This window comes from Rhizobium sp. CB3060, from assembly GCF_025200735.1.
In the GTDB taxonomy this organism is placed as follows: domain Bacteria; phylum Pseudomonadota; class Alphaproteobacteria; order Rhizobiales; family Rhizobiaceae; genus Rhizobium.
Genome location: NZ_CP104158.1, coordinates 418328 through 442469 on the forward strand (window position 1 = coordinate 418328; position 24142 = coordinate 442469).

Annotated in this window: 27 protein-coding genes; 18 read left to right on the top strand and 9 right to left on the bottom strand. The window is 59.9% G+C overall.

The features are described from left to right. Positions 1 to 265 precede the first annotated feature (265 nt). The 6 genes from N2601_RS02025 to N2601_RS02050 all read left to right on the top strand — a co-directional run bounded on the left by N2601_RS02025 (position 266) and on the right by N2601_RS02050 (position 3816). Positions 266 to 610 (top strand): AtpZ/AtpI family protein, encoded by a 345-nt coding sequence (locus N2601_RS02025; RefSeq protein WP_104822154.1) that lies wholly within the window; start codon positions 266 to 268, stop codon positions 608 to 610. 79 nt (positions 611 to 689) lie between these two features. Then, positions 690 to 1442, top strand: coding sequence for a F0F1 ATP synthase subunit A (locus tag N2601_RS02030; RefSeq protein WP_104822155.1), 753 nt, complete (start codon positions 690 to 692; stop codon positions 1440 to 1442). A 69-nt stretch (positions 1443 to 1511) separates the two neighbouring features. Continuing rightward, a complete protein-coding gene (locus N2601_RS02035; protein ID WP_028750571.1) occupies positions 1512 to 1739 on the top strand; it encodes a F0F1 ATP synthase subunit C in 228 nt (75 codons plus the stop codon). 79 nt (positions 1740 to 1818) lie between these two features. Further along, positions 1819 to 2412, top strand: coding sequence for a F0F1 ATP synthase subunit B (locus tag N2601_RS02040; protein ID WP_104822156.1), 594 nt, complete (start codon positions 1819 to 1821; stop codon positions 2410 to 2412). Positions 2413 to 2415: 3 nt separating this feature from the next. After that, positions 2416 to 2907 (top strand): F0F1 ATP synthase subunit B, encoded by a 492-nt coding sequence (locus tag N2601_RS02045; RefSeq protein WP_104822157.1) that lies wholly within the window; start codon positions 2416 to 2418, stop codon positions 2905 to 2907. Between the two features lie 135 nt (positions 2908 to 3042). Beyond that, complete coding sequence (locus tag N2601_RS02050) at positions 3043 to 3816, top strand: phosphotransferase enzyme family protein (RefSeq protein ID WP_104822158.1); 774 nt, start codon at positions 3043 to 3045, stop codon at positions 3814 to 3816. Positions 3817 to 3832: 16 nt separating this feature from the next. Here the strand turns inward: N2601_RS02050 and N2601_RS02055 are convergent, their stop codons facing one another. Both N2601_RS02055 and N2601_RS02060 read right to left on the bottom strand, forming a co-directional pair. Next, a complete protein-coding gene (locus tag N2601_RS02055) occupies positions 3833 to 4492 on the bottom strand; it encodes a ribonuclease HII (RefSeq protein WP_104822159.1) in 660 nt (219 codons plus the stop codon). Between the two features lie 203 nt (positions 4493 to 4695). Continuing rightward, positions 4696 to 5853: a PA0069 family radical SAM protein gene (locus tag N2601_RS02060; protein WP_104822160.1), complete on the bottom strand. Its 1158-nt coding sequence runs from the start codon at positions 5851 to 5853 to the stop codon at positions 4696 to 4698. A 240-nt stretch (positions 5854 to 6093) separates the two neighbouring features. Between N2601_RS02060 and N2601_RS02065 the strand changes: the two genes are divergently transcribed. After that, on the top strand, positions 6094 to 6612 hold the full coding sequence (locus N2601_RS02065; protein WP_104822161.1) for a glycosyl transferase: 519 nt from the start codon (positions 6094 to 6096) through the stop codon (positions 6610 to 6612). 178 nt (positions 6613 to 6790) lie between these two features. Continuing rightward, positions 6791 to 7105: a hypothetical protein gene (locus tag N2601_RS02070; protein WP_104822162.1), complete on the top strand. Its 315-nt coding sequence runs from the start codon at positions 6791 to 6793 to the stop codon at positions 7103 to 7105. A gap of 9 nt (positions 7106 to 7114) precedes the next feature. Here N2601_RS02070 and moaB read toward each other — a convergent pair whose 3' ends face one another. The 4 genes from moaB to N2601_RS02090 all read right to left on the bottom strand — a co-directional run bounded on the left by moaB (position 7115) and on the right by N2601_RS02090 (position 11586). After that, entirely contained in the window at positions 7115 to 7669 is a 555-nt protein-coding gene (gene moaB, locus N2601_RS02075; protein ID WP_104822163.1) for a molybdenum cofactor biosynthesis protein B, read from the bottom strand. Further along, complete coding sequence (locus N2601_RS02080) at positions 7669 to 8580, bottom strand: 4-(cytidine 5'-diphospho)-2-C-methyl-D-erythritol kinase (RefSeq protein ID WP_104822164.1); 912 nt, start codon at positions 8578 to 8580, stop codon at positions 7669 to 7671. Before N2601_RS02080 ends, moaB begins: the two co-directional genes overlap by 1 nt. 8 nt (positions 8581 to 8588) lie before the next feature. Further along, complete coding sequence (locus tag N2601_RS02085; RefSeq protein ID WP_260303376.1) at positions 8589 to 10448, bottom strand: tetratricopeptide repeat protein; 1860 nt, start codon at positions 10446 to 10448, stop codon at positions 8589 to 8591. Positions 10449 to 10569: 121 nt separating this feature from the next. Then, a complete protein-coding gene (locus N2601_RS02090) occupies positions 10570 to 11586 on the bottom strand; it encodes a polyprenyl synthetase family protein (protein ID WP_028750582.1) in 1017 nt (338 codons plus the stop codon). A 108-nt stretch (positions 11587 to 11694) separates the two neighbouring features. Here N2601_RS02090 and N2601_RS02095 point away from each other — a divergent pair, with 108 nt between their 5' ends. Both N2601_RS02095 and N2601_RS02100 read left to right on the top strand, forming a co-directional pair. Next, complete coding sequence (locus N2601_RS02095) at positions 11695 to 11925, top strand: putative signal transducing protein (RefSeq protein WP_104822166.1); 231 nt, start codon at positions 11695 to 11697, stop codon at positions 11923 to 11925. A gap of 8 nt (positions 11926 to 11933) precedes the next feature. Further along, complete coding sequence (locus N2601_RS02100) at positions 11934 to 12710, top strand: tRNA1(Val) (adenine(37)-N6)-methyltransferase (protein WP_104822167.1); 777 nt, start codon at positions 11934 to 11936, stop codon at positions 12708 to 12710. 48 nt (positions 12711 to 12758) lie between these two features. Here N2601_RS02100 and N2601_RS02105 read toward each other — a convergent pair whose 3' ends face one another. Beyond that, positions 12759 to 14105 carry an Nramp family divalent metal transporter gene (locus tag N2601_RS02105; protein ID WP_104822168.1) on the bottom strand — a complete coding sequence of 449 codons (1347 nt, stop codon included), beginning with the start codon at positions 14103 to 14105 and terminating at the stop codon, positions 12759 to 12761. 291 nt (positions 14106 to 14396) lie between these two features. On the opposite strand from N2601_RS02105, the gene N2601_RS02110 reads away from it, so the two are divergent. Further along, positions 14397 to 14747 carry a hypothetical protein gene (locus N2601_RS02110; RefSeq protein ID WP_260303379.1) on the top strand — a complete coding sequence of 117 codons (351 nt, stop codon included), beginning with the start codon at positions 14397 to 14399 and terminating at the stop codon, positions 14745 to 14747. Positions 14748 to 14834: 87 nt separating this feature from the next. On the opposite strand, the gene N2601_RS02115 is transcribed toward N2601_RS02110, so the two are convergent. Further along, positions 14835 to 15461 carry a helix-turn-helix domain-containing protein gene (locus N2601_RS02115; protein WP_104822170.1) on the bottom strand — a complete coding sequence of 209 codons (627 nt, stop codon included), beginning with the start codon at positions 15459 to 15461 and terminating at the stop codon, positions 14835 to 14837. Next, positions 15451 to 15630, bottom strand: coding sequence for a hypothetical protein (locus N2601_RS02120; RefSeq protein WP_104822171.1), 180 nt, complete (start codon positions 15628 to 15630; stop codon positions 15451 to 15453). The genes N2601_RS02115 and N2601_RS02120 overlap by 11 nt, the downstream gene beginning before the upstream one ends. Before the next feature lie 274 nt (positions 15631 to 15904). Here N2601_RS02120 and N2601_RS02125 point away from each other — a divergent pair, with 274 nt between their 5' ends. The 7 genes from N2601_RS02125 (at position 15905) to N2601_RS02155 (ending at position 24103) form a co-directional block, all read left to right on the top strand. Then, complete coding sequence (locus N2601_RS02125) at positions 15905 to 16762, top strand: S49 family peptidase (protein ID WP_104822172.1); 858 nt, start codon at positions 15905 to 15907, stop codon at positions 16760 to 16762. A 16-nt stretch (positions 16763 to 16778) separates the two neighbouring features. After that, positions 16779 to 16970, top strand: coding sequence for a hypothetical protein (locus N2601_RS02130; RefSeq protein WP_104822173.1), 192 nt, complete (start codon positions 16779 to 16781; stop codon positions 16968 to 16970). Between the two features lie 119 nt (positions 16971 to 17089). Beyond that, positions 17090 to 18049, top strand: coding sequence for a glycine--tRNA ligase subunit alpha (locus N2601_RS02135; protein WP_104822174.1), 960 nt, complete (start codon positions 17090 to 17092; stop codon positions 18047 to 18049). 86 nt (positions 18050 to 18135) lie between these two features. After that, positions 18136 to 18687: a LemA family protein gene (locus N2601_RS02140; protein WP_104822175.1), complete on the top strand. Its 552-nt coding sequence runs from the start codon at positions 18136 to 18138 to the stop codon at positions 18685 to 18687. 87 nt (positions 18688 to 18774) lie between these two features. Next, on the top strand, positions 18775 to 20031 hold the full coding sequence (locus tag N2601_RS02145; protein WP_104822176.1) for a 3-phosphoshikimate 1-carboxyvinyltransferase: 1257 nt from the start codon (positions 18775 to 18777) through the stop codon (positions 20029 to 20031). Positions 20032 to 20124: 93 nt separating this feature from the next. Further along, on the top strand, positions 20125 to 22047 hold the full coding sequence (locus tag N2601_RS02150) for a DUF2207 domain-containing protein (RefSeq protein ID WP_104822177.1): 1923 nt from the start codon (positions 20125 to 20127) through the stop codon (positions 22045 to 22047). A 301-nt stretch (positions 22048 to 22348) separates the two neighbouring features. Further along, positions 22349 to 24103: a DUF2207 domain-containing protein gene (locus N2601_RS02155; RefSeq protein ID WP_341850722.1), complete on the top strand. Its 1755-nt coding sequence runs from the start codon at positions 22349 to 22351 to the stop codon at positions 24101 to 24103. Positions 24104 to 24142 lie beyond the last annotated feature (39 nt).

The following is a 24142-nucleotide window of genomic DNA, read 5'->3' on the forward strand; positions in this document are numbered from 1 at the left end:
CGATAAAAAGGCCACAGAAAAACCCGGCCTGAAGAGGATTCTTCGGCTCAGTTTTACGCCGGCATCGCATATTCGCCCTAAGATTATGATTTAATTCGGCTAATTTATGGCTGGACAGATGACGTCTACGCCTTGACTATGCTTTTTCCTAAAACTATGTTGCGCGCGACTTCAAACGGGCCGAAAAGGTGGCGAAACCTGCCGTTCGTTTATGCGTTGACCGGGGTAATGGGATAGCGCGCAACGAAAATGGGAGGACATCACCATGGCGGATGACCGCGACGAAGGTCTGGAAAAGCGACGAGAGCAATTGGAAGCCGAGCTGGCGAACAAGCGTTCTGCGTTGGGAGAGGATGAACGAGGGGAGGTTCGCGCCGAGGAGAGCCGCAAAGGCTATGCCCAGGCGATGAAGCTTTCTAGTGAATTCATCGCTGCCATCATCGTTGGCGCTGTTCTGGGCTATTTCTTCGACCGTTTTGTCGGCACGACGCCGTGGGGCATGATTATTCTTCTGCTTCTCGGATTTTGTGCCGGCGTTCTGAATGTTTTGCGCTCTGCAGGCAAGGTGGCGACACCAATGCTTGAAAAGCACGGGCTAGATAAGAAATGAGGCGGAAGCGGCGCTACGGTGCAGTTTCCTGGTGAGAGGCATCCGCTTTGACGAGCGGGAAAATGAAAGAGAACAAGCGGTGGCAAACGGACCTACCCATCAGTTCCTGATCTTCAAGATTATCCCGATCGATATCGGCGGAATTGATTTTTCGTTCACCAATGCTTCGCTGTTCATGGTTGCCTCGGCAGTTATCTCTGCCGGCTTCCTCTATTTCGCCACCTCGCATCGCAGCGTCATTCCGAGCCGCGCCCAGTCGGTGGCGGAGATGTCTTATGAGTTCATCGCCTCGATGCTGAAAGAAGGGGCGGGAACCAAGGGGATGAAGTTCTTCCCGCTGGTCTTCTCACTCTTCATGTTCGTGCTGACGGCGAACCTGCTTGGCATGGTTCCCTATTTCTTCACCGTCACCAGCCAAATCATCGTCACGTTTGCACTGGCGCTTCTGGTCATCCTGACGGTCATTCTCTACGGCGTCATCAAGCATGGCTTCGGCTTTTTCAAGCTCTTCGTGCCGCAGGGCGTTCCCGGCATTCTTCTGCCGCTGGTGGTGATCATCGAAATCATCTCCTTCCTGTCGCGGCCCATTTCACTCTCCGTTCGTCTTTTCGCCAACATGCTGGCAGGCCATATCACGCTTAAGGTGTTCGCAGGCTTCGTTGCCTCGCTCGGAGCCCTTGGTGCGCTTGGCATCGGCGGCGCCATTCTTCCCCTGATCATGACCGTCGCCCTGACCGGTCTCGAGTTCCTCGTCGCCTTCCTCCAGGCTTACGTCTTTGCGGTGCTGACTTGCATGTACCTCAATGACGCAATCCATCCGGGTGGCCACTAAGGATTACCGACATTGACGTCTGCAGGGCGTCAGTCATTCGCCGCAACAACCATTTCAAAGGAGTTCAACATGGAAGCGGAAGCAGCAAAGTTCATCGGCGCAGGTCTGGCTTGCTTTGGTATGGCCGGTACGGCTCTCGGCCTCGGCAACATCTTCGGCAGCTACCTGTCCGGCGCACTTCGCAATCCGTCTGCCGCTGACAGCCAGTTCGGCCGTCTGGTATTCGGCTTCGCCGTTACGGAAGCTCTGGGCATCTTCTCGCTGCTCATCGCTCTCCTCCTGCTCTTCGCCGTCTGATATCAACGGCATGATAGATCACGGTTCGCGGGACAGCGGGCCGTGATTCTTTGTATTTGCAGACCACCTGGAGGTGAGCATGTTTGTGACCCCGGCATATGCTGAAGAAGCACCGCCGGCAGCCGGCGCGGTGCATACGGAGACGGGTGCGCCCGATCAGGGCCATCACGCAGGCGTATTCCCGCCGTTTGACCATACGACGTATCCGTCACAGCTCCTTTGGCTGGTGATCACCTTCGTCATCTTCTACGTGGCCATGCAGAAGATCGTTATTCCGCGCGTCGGCGGCATTCTGGAAAGCCGGCACGATCGCATCGCCCAGGATATCGACGAAGCCTCGCGTCTGAAGGCCGAAGCCGATGCTGCCGTTGCGACCTACGAAAGCGAATTGGCCGCAGCGCGCGCCAAGGCAAATTCGATCGGCGCCACCGCCCGCGACGCCGCCAAGGCAAAGGCTGAGGAAGATCGCAAGGCGATCGAAGCAAGCCTTTCGGAAAAGCTGAAGGCCGCTGAGGTCCGTATCAGCGAGATCAAGGCGAAAGCCTTCGGCGATGTCGGCGCCATTGCTGAAGAAACGGCCGCTGCCGTTGTCGAGCAGCTCGTCGGCAACGTCGCCGGCCAGGCAGACGTCGCTTCGGCTGTCGCCGAAGCATCCGCCAAGCGGGAGGGTTGATCCATGGAATTCGGTCTCGACGAAACTTTCTTTGCATTCGTCGCTCTCATCATCTTCCTCGGCCTCATCGTCTATCTGAAGGTGCCGGGCATGATGGCCAAGTCGCTGGACGACCGCGCCGATCAGATCCGTAACGATCTGGCTGAAGCCAAGCGCCTGCGTGAAGAAGCCCAGCATCTTCTGGCTGAATACCAGCGCAAGCGGAAGGAAGCCGAAGCCGAAGCAGCCCATATCGTTGCGGCCGCCGAACGCGAAGCTGAAATGCTGACGACGGAAGCTCGCAAGAAGACGGAGGAATTCGTCGCCAACCGTACGGCGCTTTCCGAGCAGAAGATCAAGCAGGCGGAAGCCGATGCGATGAAGGCGGTCCGTTCCGCCGCCGTCGATCTGGCCATCGCTGCCGCTGAATCCGTGCTCGCCAAGAAGGCCGACGGCCACGTTCAATCGGAACTCTTCAGCAACGCCGTTGGCGAAGTGAAGTCACGGTTGAACTGAGCGCGCAAGCAATCGATCTTTGGAAAAGCCCGGCTTCGGCTGGGCTTTTTGTTTTTAAAGGCATCGCTCGGCGACGGTGACATTTGACGGCGGCTCCGGATCTAAATTAGATTTCGACCTCGTTTTAGGGGAGAAATGGTGATACCGAACGGGGAGAGCGGCGAGGGACCATTTCGCCAGGGTGATCTCATCTATCGGCCCACCCGCCCGTGGACAGCGAGTGTTCACGCCCTGCTCACTGCACTTCAAATCCATGGCTTTACCAATGCGCCATTATCAGCCGGACATGACGCGGCGTGGGAGAGGGTGAGCTTTCTTCCGGGAGAGACGGGTGATCTGGACGACAATGAGAATATGAGGTCGATGGAAGCTCTGCTGTCGGCGGCGCGCCTGCTGCGGCGCTATCACGATTGCACCGCTCTGTTGATGCGGCCGATGCTGGAGGACCAGAAATGGCAATTGTCGCCGCGGCCGCCGTTCGAGGTGATCTGCCATGGCGATTTCGCGCCCTATAATGTTGTTCTCACCGGCAGCGAGGCGACGGGTATCATCGACTTCGAGACGGCCCATCCCGGCCCGCGTTGCTGGGATCTCGCTTACGCCATCTATCGCTGGGCGCCTCTGTCCGCCGGTGTCGCGGTCAAAGATCTCAGCGGGCTCGATACGCAAATCCTCCGCGCTTGCAGTTTTCTTGATGCCTACGGCTTGCCATCGGAGCAACGATCGGTCTTGCCGGGCATGATCATTGACCGTCTGAATGCCTTGGTCGGCTTCATGGAAAGCGAGGCGGCCAATGGTGTGGAAAGATATCGCCGCAACATTGAAGAGGGCCATGCTGATATCTACCGGCGCGATGTTGCCTATATCAGCGAGCACCGAAGCGAGATCATGGCCTGCCTCGCAGGATAACGAGAACTCGCGGCTGTCAGGCTTCATCCCGTCGGAGCGGCCGGAAACTCATGCGATGTAGCGAGCAGGGGCCGTGCTTCTCGATGCCGGCGCGGTGCTCAGGCGTCCCGTAGCCGACATGGGCGGCAAAGCCGTATGCGGGGAAGACATCTCCGGCGCGGGCCATCATCCGGTCGCGCGTCACCTTGGCCACGATCGAGGCTGCGGCAATGGAAAAGGAGCGGGCATCGCCCTTGACCACGGCTTTTCCCGGGCAAGCGAGGCCGCCGGGCACATCCAACCCATCCGTCAGCACGTAGCTTGCCGGCACGGCCAGGCTGCAGATGGCACGGCGCATGGCGTCGAGGCTCGCCTTGCGAATATCGGTGATATCGATACGCGCCGCGCTCGAAGAAGCAATGGAGACGGTCGCGGTCGAGAGGATTTCGACAAACAGCGCCTCGCGCCTGATGGCCGAAAGCTGCTTGGAATCGTTCAATCCCTCGGGAATGCGTTCCGGATCGAGAATGACTGCGGCCGCGACGACTGGACCTGCAAGAGGCCCGCGCCCGGCTTCATCGGCACCTGCGACAGGCCAGTGTCCAGCGCGGCGGGCAATCAGCTCCAACTCGAAGGTTGGAACGATCGGGCCCTCGTCGAAAAGCATGGGAGAATCGGATGGTGTGCTGCGTGGCATGCGGCAAGCTCGCACACCATCCGATCTCCTGCAAGCCCCCGGTGGATCAAGGCGGCGAACCAGGGGGCTCTTCCGGCGGGCAGGGAAACCCGCGGGAAAGGGTCAGAGCAATTCCGGGAAAAGTGCGTGAGCCGCTTTCCGTCCGGAATTGCGAAAAAACAAAAAGATAGAGCGGTTCTAAGATTCCGCGAAAGCTGAACCGCTCAGAGCAGCGAAAGCTGCACGCCGCTGCCATCCGGCGGCACAAACAGGTCGTCGCGCAATGCGATACTGCGGCGGGTGAGCTCCAGCCGCTTGGTTGCCATTTCGAAACGGCGGCTGATCTGCCAGGCATAGGGGCCTGCGCCCTTCATGCGTTTGCCGAACTCGGCATCGTAATCCTTGCCGCCGCGCATGGAGCGGATCAGCGACATGACATGGCGGTAGCGATCCGGATAGTTCTGCAGCAGCCAGTCGCGGAAGAGCGGGCTGACCTCCAGCGGCAGGCGCAGGATGACATAGGTTGCTTCCAGGGCGCCGGCGGCCTTGCTGGCGTCGAGGATGCGCTCGATTTCGTGGTCGTTGAGCGCCGGAATGATCGGCGCCACCATGACTGCCGTCTGGATACCGGCCTCGCTGAGCACCCGGATCGCCTCCAGCCGCCGCTGCGGCGTCGCCGCGCGCGGTTCCATGGTGCGCGCCAGCTTGCGGTCGAGCGTGGTCACGGAAATACCGACCCGAACCAGGTTCTTGGCGGCCATCTCTTGGAGAATATCGATATCGCGCATGATCAGCGCTGACTTGGTGACGATCGCAACCGGATGGTTTGCCTTGTTCAGCACTTCGAGAATCTGCCGCATGATGCGCCATTCCTTCTCGATCGGCTGATAGGGGTCGGTATTGGTGCCGATGGCGATGACGCGCGGCTTGTAGCCGGGCTTGGCCAGCTCCCGTTCCAGAAGCCGCGCCGCGTCCGGCTTGGCGAAGAGCTTTGATTCGAAATCGAGTCCCGCCGACAGGCCCATATAGGCATGCGTCGGCCGTGCGAAACAATAGATGCAGCCATGCTCGCAGCCACGATAGGGATTGATGGAACGATCGAAGGATATATCGGGCGATTCGTTGCGTGTGATTGCCGTACGCGGCTTCTCCACCTGGACTTCGGTTTTGAAAGGCGGCAGTTCTTCGAGTGTTTGCCAGCCGTCATCGAATGTCTCACGTCGCAGCGGTTCGAATCGGCCGCTCGGGTTCAGCCCGGCGCCGCGACCGCGCCGGCGGTCGATCTCGACTCTGAGACCGGTGTCGGCGATCAAAGCATTGGCAACATCTGCCGTATTGGCAGGCGCAAATGCGACCTGCCCTGCAAGGGACTGCTCGTTCATCGGTAACTCCGGGGCGGTTCATGGCATCGCATGCCGCGTCTAAGATGATTAAATTCCTATCCGACAAACGAGAACATTGCAAGAACAAAATGCGCGATTACGCTCCGCCGCGCAGCGTGTACATGCCGACGAGCAGAGGTCCCGGTGGCATTGTGAACCTGCACATAAGCCTTGTCTAAACCTTCGGGTTTAAAGGGTTATGTGCTGGCAATAAATTGTGCGGCGCTTTATAAATGGGCAATGTTGACAGTAATCATCGAATGCCAGGATCAGGAACCTGAGCTGGCGCAGACATTGGCGGCCCTGGTAGCGGGCGCGATCGAAGGTTTGGTGTGCGACGTCGTCGTGCTCGATCATGGCTCGCGTGATGGCACCTCGCATGTGGCCGACGCTGCCGGCTGCCGTTTCTATTCCCAGTGGGATATCAAAGACATACTGCATTCGGCGCGCGGCGAATGGCTGCTTTTCGTCGAGCCCGGCGCCCGCCCGCAAGCCGGCTGGATCGATGAGATTGCCGAATATGTCTCGCTGAATAAGGTGCCGGCGCGCTTCACCGCGTCGCGGGGTTATCGACGGCCTTTGTTCCAGCGCATCGGCCGCAGCCTGCCGCCTCTGGAACTGGGTTTGCTCCTCTCCAAGCGACAGGCCATCGCCGCCGCCAAAACGGGCATGCGGCTTGCCGAATTCGCCAGGGGGCAAAAGAGCCGCCAACTGTCGAGCGAGCTAATTCCCTCTTGGGTCGCACGCGCGGCAAGGTAGCGCATTGTAATCAATCCAGATTCCATTTGAAAATAAGAGAATTTCTGTCATAATTTTCATATGGCGGCACGTCTCGCGTGTCGCGTCAGGCGGCCGACCATGAAGATGCCGGTATGCGGCAGAGCAGGTCAGCGGAACTCTCCTCTTCCGCCGGATTTCCGGCGAAAGGAGGTGCGTCATGGGACGCACGATGCTCTGCCGCCTCATCGGAACGGCCCTTGTGGCAACGGCAATCCTTCATCCGAGTACTGCAGCTTCGCAAGCGATGTTCGCATGCGCTGAACGCGCCGATATGGTCGCTTTTCTGGAAGCGCACTATTCCGAAAAGCTCTCGGCCATTGGTCAGCTCGATCCGAGGAATATTATCGAGGTCTTTGCTGCTGAAAGCGGCAGTTGGACAATGATGATCACCGGTGTCTCCGGCCGAAGCTGCGTGATCCTCACGGGTCAGAATTGGGAATCAATTCCTGCCTTGCCTGGATCGAAGGCATAAAGCGCCAGCTTATTTTGAGCCGGCACCGCGCTTTAGATGTTCATCGAGCCGCGGCATGATCTCCACGAAATTGCAGGGCATATGGCGGTAGTCGAGTTGCGCCTTTAAAATGCCGTCCCAGGCATCCTTGCAGGCGCCAGGGGAGCCCGGCAGCACGAAGATGAAGGTGGCGTTGGCAACGCCGCCGGTTGCACGCGACTGGATCGTCGCCGTGCCGATCTTGTCGTAGGAGATGCGATGGAACACCTCGGAAAACCCGTCCATCCGCTTTTCGAACAAGGGCTCCAGCGCTTCGGGCGTGACATCGCGGCCGGTAAAGCCGGTGCCGCCGGTGGTGATGACGACGTCGATGGTTTCGTCCTGCGTCCAGGCCTCCACCTGGCTTCGAATACGCTTTTTGTCGTCGGGAACGATGGCGCGCGCAGCCAACCTATGACCGGCTTCCGCGATACGGGCAACCAGCGTATCGCCGGACTTGTCGTCGGCGAGCGTGCGCGTATCGGAAACGGTCAGCACCGCGATGCCGACGGGGATGAAGGACCTTGCTTCGCTTGAACCGGTCATCACGCGTCTCCCTTGATCGTTTCCGTCGCCTGGAAATACCAGTCCGGCCTTAAGCTGTGAAGCGATGCCGCCGCCGCTGTCGCCTGCTCAAGATTATCGAACAGACCGAAGCAGGTGGCGCCTGAGCCGGACATGCGTGTGGCGAGCGCCCCTTGGCTCTCGATCAATTGCGAGAGCGTGGCGATTTCGTTGCAGAGCATTCGTGCCGGCGGCTCCAGATCGTTGCGCAACCCCTCAATGGTCTCGATCCATTGCATGCGGCCATTTGTTGCCTGCAAGGGGAGTACGAATGGCGGATTGTCCTTTCGGGCCAGCATGCGAAACACCTCCGGCGTCGAAACGCCGACGAGGGGATTGCCGAGCACCATAGCAAAAGATGGAAAGTCCGGCAGAAGTTCGATCACTTCGCCGATGCCGCGTGCGATCAGCGGGCGGCTGGCCAGGCACATTGGCACATCGGCGCCGAGCTTCAGTGCAATCGCGTTCACCACATCGGAAGGCAAGGCGAGGTCCCAGAGCCGTGCCAGCCCACGCAGGGTCGCCGCCGCATCCGCCGAGCCGCCGCCGATGCCGGAGGCGACGGGAAGGTTCTTTTCGAGATGGATGTGGACGGGCGGCGCTTCGAAACCCTCGGCATGAGCCGCCCGTCGCAGCAGATCGCGTGCCTTCAGCACCAGATTGCCGCCTGTATCCTCCTCGGCAAGAAGAGGGGAGAAGCGTCCGGACAGGCTGAATTCGTCATGCTCGCTTGCGCGAAAACCTAAACGATCGCCATGCCGCGCAAAAGTAACGAGCATGTCGAGCAGATGATACCCATCGGCCCGCCGGCCCGTTACGTGCAGGGCCAGGTTGATCTTGGCGGGCGCCTCCTCCGTGACGTCGAAATCGTCAGCCGCAAAGATCGTCGTCATCGAGCGTCTTAGGACTTCTTATCGGCCGGTGGTGGCGTTGTCGTGTTGGGCGATGGGGTGACCGCCGGAGCCGGATCAGGCTGCTTGGTCTTGTCGACCGTCCTTGGATCATTGTCGAGCGCCGGCAGACCGTTGGCGATCTTTTCCTTGATCCTCGGAATATCTGCGTCTTCGGGCTTGGAAGCCAGTGCGCGGTTCCACTGGTAAACCGCCTCCAGCTTGCGGTTGACGCGCCAATAGGCATCGCCCAGGTGGTCGTTGATCGTGGGATCGCCGGCCTTCAACTGTGCGGCGCGCTCCAGCTCGTTCACCGCATCGTCGAAGCGGTTGAGGCGGAAATAGGCCCAGCCGAGCGAATCGACGATGTAGCCGTCATCCGGCTTCAGATCGACAGCCTTCTTGATCATATTCAGACCCTGGTCGAGGTTCATGTTCATATCGACCCAGGAGTAGCCGAGATAGTTCAGAACCTGCGGCTGGTCGGGGTTCAGCTCCAGCGCCTTCTTGAAATTCGGCTCGGCCTTGTCCCACTTCTTCAGCCGCTCATAGGCGATGCCGCGCTGGAAGAACACGGCCCAGTCGCCGCGATTCGGCACGGCGCCAATGACTTCCGCGGCCTTATCGTAATTATCCGCCATGCCCTGGAAGTCCTTGGCGTCCGAGAGAACGCTGCCATAGGCGAGATAGCTGCGGATATCGTTGGGGTCGGAATCGATCAGCGCCTTCAGATGCTTGCGCGCATCGTCGACCTTGCCGGACTGGGCGAGCGCAAGGCCGAGCTGCAGTTCGGAGATGCGGGCCATCGGCGAGGTATTGGGCACCTTCTTGTAGAAGGAGATGGCGCGGTCCATCTGCTCCTGCTTTTCCGCAAGTCCGCCAAGCAGAACCAGCGTGTCGGCACTCTTGGGATCGAGCGTATTGGCGATCTGCAGATAAAGCGAAACGACATCTTCAGCGCCGTCGCGGTTGAGCGCCGCGCCGACGGTAAAGAGAACCGAGGCTGCACCCTGCGTGCTGTCGGTCACTTGCTGGTCCGGCGTTTGGCCCTTGTTGATGCTGTCGCGCAGCGCGTTCAGTGGCGCGTAATTGTTGATGAGATTGTCGCCGACCGAAACGGCATCCAACGCCTTCTGCTTGTCGCCGGCTTCGGCTTCAAGCGCGGCAAGCGCCATCACGGCGCGCATGAATGTGTCGGGGGCCGTTGCGCCGCCCGCCTTGTCGAGAATGGCGTCGTTCAGGTGCGAGCGGGCGGACTTCGTATCGCCAATGGTGATGGCAATGGCACCGGCATGGTAGTTCTTGAAGATGTTGAACCAGTCCGGCCCCTTCATCTTGTCGACCATGGCAATCGCTTCCTTGCCATGGTTGGAACCGGCGCGGGCCCAGGCCAGCAGAAGACCGGCCATCATGCGGTCGAGATCGTTCGGGCCGTCATATTTGAGAATGTCCTGCGCAGCCTTGTAGTCATGCCGGCGGATGGCATCCATGCCGCGTACGATCGTGGTGACACGTTCGACTGAGGGATCGTTTTTCAGCTCGTTGGCGTACTTCACACCCTCTTCGAGATTGCCGTTGAGCAGCAGCGAGATCATCAGCCGCTGGCGAATCTCCGGGTTGCCCGGTTCGATCATCAGCGCCTTTTTATAAAGCGAAATCGCGGTCTCATAGTCATGGTCTACATCGGCGGTACGGGCAGCCAGGAAGGCGCCTGCGAAGGTATCGACATTTTCCGCATCGAAGGTCACCGGGGCGCTGGCCTCCGGCGTTGCCGGGGCATCCACCGCGCGCGCGCTATTCAGCGCGGCCATCGAGAGGATCGCCGCCAGGGCTGCGCCCGAGAGGAAACGAATGGCAAGTCTCTGCCGCATTAGTAAGCCTTTCATCAAGGGATTTGCCGGTGAGAGCGCCGGCGGCACGCGTTCGTGTCAATTGATTCACAACAGGATGGCTTTTTTGAAGCGCTCCTGCAAGAAATTCGGCCGGCGGCGATTAGTTCACGCGTTCGATGCAGAAATCGATCACTTCCATGAGCGCGGATTTCCACGGCGTTTCCGGTAGCGGCGCCAGTGCGTCGCGGGCGATGGTGCCGTAATGAACGGCACGGGCGATGGTGTCGGTGAGCGCACCATATTTGGTGATCAGACCCAACGCCTTTTCCAGGTTCTCGTCGCTGTTGTTGCCGGTCTCGATCGCGTCGCGCCAGAAAGCGCGCTCTTTTTCGGTGCCGCGGCGATAGGCGAGAATGACCGGAAGCGTGATCTTGCCCTCGCGGAAATCGTCGCCGACATTCTTGCCGAGATCGGCGGCCTTGCCGCCGTAGTCCAGCGCGTCGTCGACCAGTTGGAAGGCGAGGCCGAGATTGGTGCCGTAGGACTTCAGCGCATTGCGCTCGGCCTTGCCGGCATTGGCGACGATCGGTCCGACTTCGGCGGCGGCGGCAAACAGCGCCGCCGTCTTGGCGCGGATGACGGAGAGATAATCATCTTCCGTCGTTTCCATGTTCTTGGAGACGGAGAGCTGCAGCACTTCGCCTTCGGCGATGACGCAGGCAGCCGAGGACAAGACGTCGAGAGCATCGAGCGAGCCGACCTCGACCATCATGCGGAAAGCCTGGCCGAGCAGGAAGTCGCCGACAAGGACGCTCGCCTGGTTGCCCCAGATCATGCGGGCCGTGGACTTGCCGCGGCGCAGATCGCTTTCGTCCACCACGTCATCGTGCAACAATGTCGCCGTGTGCAGGAATTCGACTGAGGTGGCGAGCTTGATGTGATTGTCGCCCTGATAGCCATAGAGCGCGGCCGAGGCGATGGTCAGCATCGGGCGCAGGCGCTTGCCGCCGGAAGAGATCAGGTGCTCGGCAACTTCGGGGATCATCTGCACATCGGAGCCGGCTTTCGACAGGATGAGCTGGTTGACGCGTTCCATATCCGCCTTGGTCAGGTCCACCAATGGCTTGATGGAGGCCAGTTTATTCTTGCTTTCTTCAAGCGGTATCACGACGCCCAACGATCCGGACTCCTGTTCATTTTCTGCAAAGCACAATAAGAAGGGGCGAAAGAGGCGGCAAGAGGCGATTTGTCTCGTCTCGCAAATTTGACAGGAAACCCAAGGCTTATGCACGAGCTGATACGCACCAATGATCCCGTTTTACTCTCCTTCGCCGAGAGCCTGATGAAGGACGCCGGGATTCATTGCTTCGTCGCAGATCAGGCCATGAGTGTTCTCGAGGGCTCGCTCGGCATGCTGCCGCGTCGTTTCATGGTCGAGGATGAGCGCGCCGATCAGGCCCGGCGCATTCTCATCGATGCCGGCCTCGGCGACGAGCTGCGCCCAGCGCGCGGCTGAGGTTCGTCATGGCCGATGACCTTTCCGAAACCATCGACGCCTTCCATCGCGGCGGGTTCCATATCGTCCAGCCGAAGGGCAGGGGCCATCGCTCCGGCATGGACGCCATGTTGCTCGCTGCTCTCGTGGCCGATGACCGCAGCATAAGGGTGGCCGATCTCGGTGCGGGGGCGGGCGCAGCCGGCATGGCCGTGGCCTCCCGGCTTGAACGGGCGGAGGTGGTGCTGTTCGAGCGCTCGCCGGAAATGGCCGAGTTCGCCCGCAAGAGCCTGGCGCTTTCGGAAAATGCCCGCTTCGCCGGCCGTGTCGCTGTTGTCGAGGCCGATGTGACCCTGACCGCGAAGGCCCGCAACGACGCCGGCCTGATCGATGACAGCTTCCATCATGTCATTATGAACCCGCCCTTCAACGATGCCAGCGACAGGCTGACACCGGATGCGTTGAAAGCGCAGGCGCATGCCATGACCGATGGCCTGTTCGAAAGATGGGTGCGAACGGCAGGCGCGATCATGATTCCCGGCGGTCAACTGTCGTTGATCGCCCGGCCACAATCGATCGGCGAGATCATCGCCGCTTGCGGCCGTCGGTTCGGCGGTATCGAGATCACGCCCATCCATCCGCGGGACGGTGAAAATGCCGTCCGCATCCTAGTGACGGCAATCAAGGGCTCACGGGCGCGGCTGGCGCTGCGGGCGCCGCTGATCATGCATGGCGAGGGGACGCACAAATTCTCCGACTTCGTCGACGACCTCAACAATGGCCGCGCCGCCTATTCCCGAAAGTAGTGTGCCGTCCCGCAAGCATGACGCGGTTTTCGGCAAGATTATCCGAAATCAGGGCATGCCCCGGAACGCATCGAAGATCAGCTTGACGTTCAGCATGGCGATGGCGAAGGCGATGATATAGGCGACGGTGCTCAGCCAGCGCGGCGCGACGAGATCGCCCATTTTGGTCTTGTCGGCGGTGAACATGACCAACGGGAAGACGGCAAAGGAAAGTTGCAGGCTGAGCACGACCTGGGTCAAGATCAGCAGATCCGCCGTACCGGAATCGCCGTACCATATGGTGACGACCCCGGCCGGAGCGATCGCCAGTCCGCGTGTCACGATGCGGCGCAGCCACGGTTTCACCTTGAGCCGCAGAAAACCTTCCATGACGATCTGCCCGGCAAGCGTTGCCGTCACCGTGGAGTTGAGGCCGCAACAGAGAAGCGCGATCCCGAACAGTGTAGGCGCGATCGCCAGGCCGAGAAGCGGAGCCAGCAGCGATTCCGCCTGAGCGAGTTCCACGACATCGGTGTGGCCATGCGCGTGAAACGCCGCGCCGGCGAGAATGAGGATAGAAGCGTTGATGAGCAGGGCGAAGGTTAGTGCAACGGTCGAATCGATCGTGGCATAGGTCAGCGCCTCTTTCTTTTCCGGCAGCGTATGGCCGAAGGCACGCGTCTGCACGATGCCGGAATGCAGATAGAGATTGTGCGGCATGACCGTCGCGCCGAGGATGCCGAGCGCGAGATAGAGCATGTTCGGATCCCTGACGATCTCAGTCGTCGGGAAGAAGCCCTTGATGACCTCGCCCCAATTGGGATCGGCAAGGAAGAGCTGGATGCCGAAACAGAAGGCGATGACGCCGAGCAGGGTGATGATCAGCGCCTCTACCCAGCGAAAGCCCAGCCGCTGAAGGAAAAGAATGAGAAACACGTCGAAGGCGGTGACCAGCACGCCGAGTTCGAGCGGCAGGCCGAAAACGAGATTGAGGCCGATGGCGGTGCCGACGACTTCTGCGATATCCGTCGCGATGATGGCAATCTCCGCCATTGCCCACAGCGGCACTGAGACGTAGCGCGGATAGGCGTCCCGGCAGGCTTGAGCCAGATCGCGGCCGGTGGCGATTGCGAGACGCGCACAGAGCGCCTGCAGCACAACGGCCATGATGTTGGACAGCAATGCGACGGTCAGCAGGGCATAGCCGAATTTCGATCCGCCGGCGAGCGAGGTCGCCCAGTTGCCGGGGTCCATATAGCCGACCGCGACAAGATAGCCCGGACCTGCGAAAGCGGCGACGCGACGCAGCACCGAGCCGCCCTTGGCGGTTTCGACCGAGCGATAAACATCGGAAAGAGTGGCCTCTTGTCGGTCATGGCGCCAGCCGGCATCGGGCTTGGGTTTCATAAGATCCATGGGGCTTCCGCAGGCTTCGATACTGCGAGAGGTATGCGGTTTAGAATGATAATGCAATTCATTCGCAACAGGAAAAACCATTCCCGCTCGCATTCGCCTCGGCTGTGGCATTCCTGCAATCCGTAATAGCGGAGAAAAATCCGCGATAGTGACGATTGTTTCATATTGCGGCGGATGCATCTCCATTCTGTTGGAGGAAAGATAATAGGAACAATTTTTTATATTGAACGCTATTTTTGGTTCTTCTATCCAAACTCTCATCGAGAGCCGAAACGCGGCTGAGCACCGGAGATGACCGATATGAACCCCGCCATGAACATGATGCCGATGATGAATCCGATGATGGGTGGCATGATGAACCCGATGATGAACGGCATGATGATGCCGATGATGAACCCCATGATGGGCGGCATGCCGATGATGAATGGCATGATGATGCCCATGATGCAGATGATGATGAGCAAGATGACGTGCAAAATGACGCCGAAGGGCATGGTTTGCGAGATGATGCCGATGGAAGGCATGGACAAGGACATGTTCATGGAATGCTGCAAGCGCATGATGTCCATGATGTCGTCGGGCATGCCGATGATGATGATGTGCGGCAACATGATGATGTGCTGCACGATGGAAGCGGCCTGATTCATCCGGTCGCAACCAGGAATAACAAGCAGACCTCCATCTGCCTCCGGCCGTCCGCAAGGGCGGCCTCTTTTTATTCGCGGCATCTTAGCCCCGGACTTCCTCGACATAGGTGGTGACAAGATAGAGCACGGCTTCGCTGCTGGTCATATTGCGGTAGCTATGGGCGACATCGGCGTCGAAGATTGCGGCGTCGCCTTCGCCAAGGAGTTGCGGCGGGTGTTTGCCCGCGACGATTTCCACCGTGCCGCGCGAGACGACAAGGTTCTCGATCGTGCCATGATGATGCGCCTCGGCGGTCTCCGTATGATAGGGCGCGATACGCAGCTCGTAAAATTCGACCTTGCGTTCGCTTTCATAGGGAAAGAGCGCCCGCGTCTGGAATTTGCCTTCGGAGGCGGACAGGACCTTCGTCTTGGCGTGGGTCAGCACCTGCAGCGAGGTGGTGTCGTGCGGCTCAGCGATCAGGAAGCCGCAGGGGACATCCAGCGCTGCGGCAATCTTCCAGAGGATGCTGATCGTCGGGCTGCTTTTGCCGGTTTCGATCTGACCAAGCATGGCGCGGCTGACGCCGGAGATTTTTGCCAGCCGATCCAGCGAATAGCCGCGGCGCGTGCGCAACCGGCGAAGATTCTGGCCGGTCAATGCCGAGATTTCGTCGACTGTCTCGGCTCTTGAGACCACATGCAGGGGTTCGACCGATTCAAGCGCCATAGCTTGGATTACCAAGCGGCATCACCGGGACGAAACCCATGAAAGGAATCCACATCAGGAAAGGCTGCGCGGGCCATGCGGAAACGGGAACCTGCTGTATCGGCGCACTTTTGGCGCGGGCATCGCGATAAGCTTGGAAATCGATGACGTTGGCAGCCTGGCCGGACATACGGAACTCCTGATCACAGTCCCATAAATCTATTTTTTTGATCGACTAATGTAGAGGGAGCGGCGCCCAATCTTGACGGACACGGAGAAATGTTTTTCCCGGCTGCCGTTCTTGCAGCGAAAGCCCGTCCTCTCTTCCTTCGTCCCTCTGCTGATCGGCAAAAAAACATGGCGGCCAGGCAGGGAACCGGGCGCGAAATGCAATGATGGATGTTGCGTTTGCCGTTTCCATGCATACATCACCTGCAGCAAACATCATGAATCAGGGATGACGAATGGCTGGATTTTTTAGGCGCATGCTTCCGAAGCGGTTTCGCAAGGAAAAGGTGGTCATTCCTGTCGTCCGGCTGAGTGGTGTCATCGCCTCCGGCGGCCCCCTCCGGCAATCGCTCAATCTTGCGGGCGTGTCTCAGGCGCTGGAAAAGGCCTTCGGCATGAAGGCAGCCCCGGCCGTCGCGCTCGTCATCAATTCTCCCGGCGGTTCGCCGGTGCAATCGCGGATGATCTATAACCGCATCCGCGATCTTGCCCGCGAGAAAGAGAAGAAGGTGCTGGTTTTCGTCGAGGATGTGGCGGCATCCGGCGGCTATATGATCGCGCTCGCCGGCGATGAGATCATTGCCGATGCCACCTCCATCGTTGGTTCCATCGGCGTCGTCTCCGGCGGCTTCGGTTTTCCGGAGCTTTTGAAGAAGCTCGGTGTCGAGCGCCGCGTCTATACAGCCGGCGAAAACAAGGTGATCCTCGATCCGTTCCAGCCGGAGAAGGAAAAGGACATCGAGTATCTGAAGAGCCTGCAATTGGAGATTCACAAGGTCTTCATCGACATGGTGCGCGAACGCCGGGCAAGTAAGCTGGCGGCGGATGAGGTCGTATTCTCCGGCCTCTTCTGGACCGGCGGTCGCGGTCTGGAACTCGGCCTCATCGACGGGCTCGGTGATATGCGCCAGGAGCTGAAGAAGCGTTTCGGCGACAAGATCAAGCTCGAGCTGGTCACCACGCCTCGCAGCCTCTTCGGCCGTCGCGCACCGGGCATTTCCCTTTCAGGCATGGACGGCATCGGCGCCGGCCTTGCCTCCGGACTTGCAGAGGTGGCAGAGGAAAAGGCATTGTGGGGGCGGTACGGATTGTAATCGGGAGCGCTGCGTGATGCCGCAGATCATCTTCTTCATCGTTGCTGTCGGCGGTATTTGGCTTCTTTATCGACGCTTCCTGCGCGACGCCCGAAAACTCACCGAGAAATCACGCCGCGCCGAAAGCGAACGGCGCACGGGCGCCATCGGAACGCTGGTGAAGGACCCGAAGACGGGCGAGTATCGGGTGAAGCGGGAAGATGAATGATAGCGAAACCGAAATCATTCGGACGCAAACTTCCTATCGATACGTCATCTCTTGACCCTTGTCTTCCATCGTGGCACCTGTCGCGCCAACGTACACCAAGCAGATAGTAGCTGATCTCCATGACCGCGACCCCGCCCGATAACATGAATCCGAAGCGCTCGTTCCAGGCGTTGATCCTGACGCTGCACAATTATTGGGCCGACAAGGGTTGTGCGGTTCTGCAGCCCTACGACATGGAAGTCGGTGCCGGCACGTTTCATCCGGCGACTACCCTGCGCGCGCTCGGCCCGAAGCCGTGGAAAGCTGCCTATGTGCAGCCGTCGCGCCGTCCGTCCGATGGACGCTACGGCGAAAATCCCAACCGGATGCAGCACTATTACCAATATCAGGTCATCCTGAAGCCCAATCCGCCGAACCTGCAGGAGCTCTATCTCGGCTCGCTGGCGGCGATTGGTCTCGATCCGCTTCTGCATGACATCCGTTTCGTGGAAGACGATTGGGAAAGTCCGACGCTCGGTGCCTGGGGCCTCGGCTGGGAATGCTGGTGCGATGGCATGGAAGTGTCGCAGTTCACCTATTTCCAGCAGATTTGCGGGATCGAATGCGCGCCGGTTGCCGGCGAGCTGACCTATGGGCTTGAGCGTCTTGCCACTTATGTCCAGGGCGTCGACAGCGTCTACGACCTGAATTTCAACGGTCTCGAAGGTGACGAGAAGATCACCTATGGCGATGTCTTCCTGCAGGCCGAGCAGGAATACTCCCGGCATAACTTCGAATATGCCAACACGGAAATGCTGCACCGCCATTTCATCGACGCCGAGAAGGAATGCCAGGCGCTGCTCGCTGCCGGTGCGCCGGGCGACAATGCCAATCAGCTCCTGCACAAATGTGTCTTCCCGGCTTACGACCAGTGCATCAAGGCCAGCCACGTCTTCAATCTGCTCGATGCGCGCGGCGTGATCTCTGTCACCGAACGCCAGAGCTATATCCTGCGCGTCCGCACCTTGGCGAAAGCCTGTGGGGAAGCCTTCCTGCTCACGGATGCCGGCGGTGCGAACTGGGGCAAGCAGGCAGCGTAAGACATTGGCGGAATAGCGAAAGCGGATGACAACATCCGCGAAGCCGCATAGTGTACCCTCGATTGTAGTCCCAGCGGGGGTTCGCCATGTATATTATTTTGGCGGTCATCATACTGGCCGCACTTTACGCTATTTTCGTTTATAACGGCCTCGTTCGTGCCCGACAGGTGGCCGAGGAGGCGTGGTCTGGTATCGACGTGCAGTTGAAGCGCCGCGCCGATCTGATCCCCAATCTGATCGAAACCGTGAAGGGCTATGCCGCCCATGAGCGTCAGACGTTGGATGAGGTCGTGGAGCTGCGCAACAAGGCGCAGGCGGTGCCGTCGGGCGATATTGCAGCCCGCGGCCAGGTGGAAGGCCTGCTTTCACAGGCCCTTGGCCGTGTGATCGCGCTTGCCGAAGCCTATCCCGATCTGAAGGCCAACACGAATTTCCTCGAATTACAGCGCTCTCTCGAAGGTATCGAAGGCGAAATCCAGATGTCGCGGCGCTACTACAACGGTGCGGCCCGCGATCTCAACGTCAAGGTCGAGAGCTTTCCCAACAATCTGCTCGCCGGCCCCTTCGGTTTCAGCAAGCGCGCCTTCTTCGAAATCACCAACGAGGCGGATCGCGCCGTTCCGTCCGTCAAGTTCTAAAATTCCTCCTATCGGTTTTGCATTCCAGGCGGTAAAGGAAGCCGACCGCAGGCCGTTGGCCGCTTTCTGGACTGACCAAAGAGATTGATGATGGGTAGAGCCAAACTCACGATTATCCCGCCGGGCAAGCCTTTGACCGGACGTGCCATGCCTCCGGGATCGAAGTCGATCACCAACCGGGCGCTGCTGCTCGCCGGCCTCGCCAAGGGAACCAGCCGGCTGACCGGTGCGCTCAAGAGCGACGACACGCGCTATATGGCCGAAGCGCTTCGTGCCATGGGCGTGACGATCGATGAGCCCGACGACACGACTTTCATCGTCACCGGCAGCGGCAAGCTCCAGCCGCCGGCTGCACCGCTTTTCCTCGGCAATGCCGGCACGGCGACACGCTTCCTGACGGCTGCTGCTGCGTTGGTCGACGGCAAGGTTGTCGTCGATGGTGACGCCCACATGCGCAAACGACCGATCGGCCCGCTGGTCGATGCGCTCCGCTCTCTCGGTATCGATGCTTCGGCGGAAACCGGCTGCCCACCCGTGACCATCAACGGCACCGGCCGCTTCGAGGCGAGCCGTGTTGAGATCGATGGCGGCCTGTCCAGCCAATATGTCTCGGCGCTGCTGATGATGGCCGCCGGCGGCGACCGTCCGGTCGATGTCGAGCTGCTTGGCGAACATATCGGCGCTCTCGGCTATATCGATCTGACGGTTGCAGCCATGCGCGCCTTCGGCGCCAAGGTGGAGCGTGTCAGCCCGGTCGCCTGGCGCGTCGAGCCCACCGGCTATCATGCGGCCGATTTCCTGATCGAGCCGGATGCCTCCGCCGCAACCTATCTCTGGGCAGCCGAAGTGCTGAGCGGCGGCAAGATCGATCTCGGCACGCCGGCGACGGAGTTCTCGCAGCCGGATGCGCGTGCCTATGATCTGATTTCGAAGTTCCCGCATCTTCCTGCCGTCATCGACGGCTCGCAGATGCAGGACGCTATCCCGACGCTCGCCGTTCTCGCCGCCTTCAACGAGACGCCGGTGCGGTTCGTCGGCATCGAGAACCTGCGCGTCAAGGAATGCGACCGTATCCGGGCGCTGTCGAGCGGCCTGTCGCGTATCGTTCCGAATCTCGGCACGGAAGAGGGGGACGATCTTATCGTCGCTTCCGATCCAAGCCTGGTCGGTAAAGTCCTGCCGGCCGAGATCGACAGCTTCGCGGATCACCGCATCGCCATGAGCTTCGCCCTGGCCGGTCTGAAAATCGGCGGCATCACCATTCTCGACCCCGATTGCGTCGCCAAGACCTTCCCGTCCTATTGGAACGTGCTGGCTTCGCTGGGTGTTGCCTACGAAGACTGACGCTCTGCCATCTCAAGAGAGGCCTGGGCGCGGAAACATTCTTGACGCGAAGCGGCGCCGGTAACGGCGCTGCAGGTATCTCTTGGGGGAGTGATGACACGGCTTTGCGGGTTTTTCCTGGCTTTGTGCCTGCTGCTTTGCGCAACGACAGTAACGGCGGCCGAACTCATCACCAATTTCGATCAGGCAATCGCCCTGCACCGCGACGGCTCCATGCGGGTCGTCGAGACGATTTCGGTGAATGCGGAAGGCCGTGCCATCCGCCGTGGCATCTTCCGGGATTTTCCGCTGACATTCACCGATGCCAACGGTCGCGAGAACGAGGTGGATTTCAAGGTCGTTTCCGTCGAGCGCGACGGGCAGCCGGAGGATTGGCACAGCGAGCGCATCAAGGGCGGCGAGCGCATCTATATCGGCAAGGCCGACCAAAGCCTTAACCCAGGTCCGCACACGTTCCGCATCACGTATGATACCAATCGTCAGATGCGCTATTTTGACGATCATGACGAGCTTTATTGGAACGTCACCGGCAATGGCTGGCAGTTCCAGATCCTCAATGCCAAGGCGATCGTCACATTGCCCGATGGCGTGGAGCCTCAGCAGCTAGCCGTCTTCACCGGGCCGCTCGGCGCCAACGGCAAGAACGCCAGCACCAGCGCGCAGGCCAACATCGTCACCTTCGTCACGACCCGGCCGCTTGCCATAGCCGAAGGCCTGACGATCGCCATCAAGCTCGCGAAGGGGGCGATCGAGCCGCCGAGTGCCAGCCAGCAATGGGGCTGGTTCTTTCGGGATCATCTCGATACGACCATCGCCATTGGCGGGTTGATCCTGCTGTTTGCCTATTACATGCGGAGCTGGATTGCAGTCGGCCGCGACCCTCCACCCGGCGTCATGGTCCCGCGCTGGGATCCGCCCGAAGGTATTTCGCCGGCGCTGGTCAATTATATCGACAACCGGGGTTTCGTCCGCTCCGGATGGACGGCGCTGTCGGCGACGGCGATCGATCTTGCGGTGCGCGGCTATGTCATTCTCGACAACCTGAAGGAAAAAGTGGTCATCCGCCCAACCGGTAAGGCAGGCAGTGATCTCAGCGGCGGCGACAAAGTGCTCATGCAGGCCGTCGGGCCATTCTCCCCGCTTGTCATCGACAAGGAAAACGGCGAGGCGGTGCAGACACTCGGCTCGAAATTCCGTAGCGCGATCGAGCGCGACCATCGCGGTGAATATTACAAAGCGAATTCACTCTACGTCATTGCCGGCATCGCCTTGTCGATCCTGATCCTGGCTGCCATCGTCATCTTCGGGCGCCTGCATGAGAATGCCCTGCCGCTCATCATCGTGCCGGGATTGCTGTCGATTTTCGTGACGCTCTTCGCCAGTTCGATAGGTCGCAGGTTCCGCAGACGCGATGCCGGCCTCGCTCGGCGCATTCTTTCGGTCTTGATCTTCGCCTTTTTCGGCTTCGTCTTCGTATCCGTTGGCGTCAGCGGCTTTGCCGCCGCGGTCGTGCCACTATGGGAGGCGGGCTTGCTGCCGCTGGTGGCCGGCATCGTCGGCATCTTCGCCCTGAATGTTGTCTTCTTCTTCCTGATGGGCGCGCCGACGCCGCTCGGACGCAAGATGACGGATGGTATCGATGGCCTGCGGCAATATCTGACATTGGCCGAACGCGACCGGATGAACATGCAGGGCGCACCGCAGATGTCGCCGCAGCATTTCGAAAAGCTGCTGCCCTATGCAGTCGCGCTCGGCGTCGAAAAGCCCTGGTCGAGTGCCTTCGAGGCATGGCTTGCCACCGCTGCGGGCGCGGCAGCGGCAGCCTATGCGCCGGTCTGGTACTCCGGCGATTTCCACCCCGGCAATATCGGCGGAACGATCGGCGATTTCTCCTCCTCCATGGCATCCACCATCGCGTCCACGATTCCAGCACCCGTATCGAGTTCGTCCTCCGCCTTCGACGGCGGGGGAGGTGGGGGCGGCGGGTCCTCCGGCGGCGGCGGAGGCGGATGGTAGTTATCTAAAAATCGGCTTCACGGGGGTGAGCCGTCATTGTGGGGTGGGGCATGAGAATATCGTTTTCGGTCAGAAGCCTGCTCGTTGCATTTCTGTCGGTCTGTTGGTGGCACGCCGCTATAGCGGCCGAAACAATTGTCAGTTTTGATCAGACGATGACTGTCGCGTGAAACGGCGCGTTGCAGGTTGTCGAGACGATCACCGCCAACGCTGAGGGAAAAGCCATTCGGCGCGGCATTTTCGTGACTTTCCACTGGAGTTCGTTGATGCCGCCGGACGCAAAAGGCGAGTCGATTTCAGCGTGATATCCGTCGAGCGCGACGGTCAGCCGGAGGAGTGGCGTCAGGAAACGATCGACGGCGGCACGCGTATCTACATCGGACGTCCCGACAAGGATGGTAAGACTTTCTTGCTCGACCGTGGCAAGCACACATTCCGTGTCACCTATAAGACGGACCGGCAGTTCCGCTTCTTCGATGATTATGATGAGCTTTATTGGAACGTTACCGGCAATGGCTGGCAGTTTCCTATACTGCAGGCATCAGCAACGATCATCCTACCTGATGGCGTGAAGCCACAGAGGCTTGCCTATTTCACCGGCGTTGCCAATGCGACCGGCAAGAACGCAACGGCAGTTCAGCAGCCGGATAAGATTGTCTTCTCCACGACCCGTCCTCTGGCAAAAGGCGAGGGGTTGACGGTCTCGGTTATGCTGCCGAAAGGCTCTATTGTGGTGCCGGACGATGCACCGGCGCTGATTGCGGCTGCCGCGCTCGGCCTGCTTGTCCTCGTCGTATATCACCTCGTGGCCTGGCGCCGCGCCGGGCGAAAATCTTCTCCTAGAGTTCTCGTGCCGGGTTGGGACCCGCCCGAGAATGTTTCGCCTGCCGTCGCAAACTATATCGACAACAAGGGCTTCCCCAATGGCGTGGGAGCGGCGATGTCGGCCGCTCTTCTCGGCCTTGCCGTCAAGGGTTACGTAAAGCTCGATGATCTCGGCGAGAGGCTTTTGGTGCACTCCACCGGAAAGCCGTTGCCGGAAGCGCTTGATAACTCCGAATTCGTACTAATGAACGCTGTCGGACCGCGTGATCCGCTGGTGTTCGATCGCAAAAACGACGCCGAATTAAAGCGCGTCGCCTGGGCGTTTCGAAAGGTGATCGAGCGGGATCATGAGGGGCGATACTTCAAGTCCAACGCTTCGTATAGGGGAGGGAGCCTTCTATTGACGCTAGCGGCGCTTGGTGTCGTCTCGATGAGCGGCCGGGATAGCGGCGGTTTTGTAATGGCGCTAGTATTTGGCCTGTTTGCATTAACGATCGGAGGACTCACCACGTTTCTCCGCCGGCGCGGCGTCAGTCGGCAGACGCGCCTTTCCGCGATCTGGTGCCTTGTGGTCCTGTTCGGCTTTATCGCGTTGGTGTTTGTAGGCGCCATCGCGTCCGACCGGCCCGGGACGGTGCGCCCGGAAGGAATTCTGCTGGCCGGGTTGATCATGGCCATAGTCGGTGTCAATTTCGTCTTTGCTCCCTTCATCGAAACATGGACGAAGCTCGGTGCCAGGGCGATCGGGAAGATCGAGCGTTTGCGGCAGTATCTTTCTCTGGTCGATGAAGGGCGCATGGTGGTGCAGGACGATATCCGCACGTCGCCGGAGCATTTTGAGGAGCTATTGCCTTATGCGGTTGCCCTCGGCGTGGAAAAGAAGTGGTCGCAGGTGTTCGAGACGTGGATCACGAAGGCTGCCGGCGGTTCGGCGGGGCTGGAGCGGGCATCTTCCTACCAACCATCATGGTGCAGACGACACGAACACTATCACCATCACCATCATCATGGGTTGGGCTGGGTGAGCGATGTCGCCGCACTGCCGTCGGCCGTCGCGGCATTCATCCCATCCACCAGTTCCCCAACCCCGGTTTCGGCCACCGCTTCTGCCTTCTCTGGAAACGAATCGTCGGAGTCGACCAGCCGGAACGATTCTTCCGATGATCCACCGAACCAGCGCGGTGGTGCTGTCGGCGGTGGCGGAGGCGGCGGTGGCGGCGGCGGATGGTAATTTCGCCGTTTGGCGGGATGACTTTTGCCGCCGGGCTTG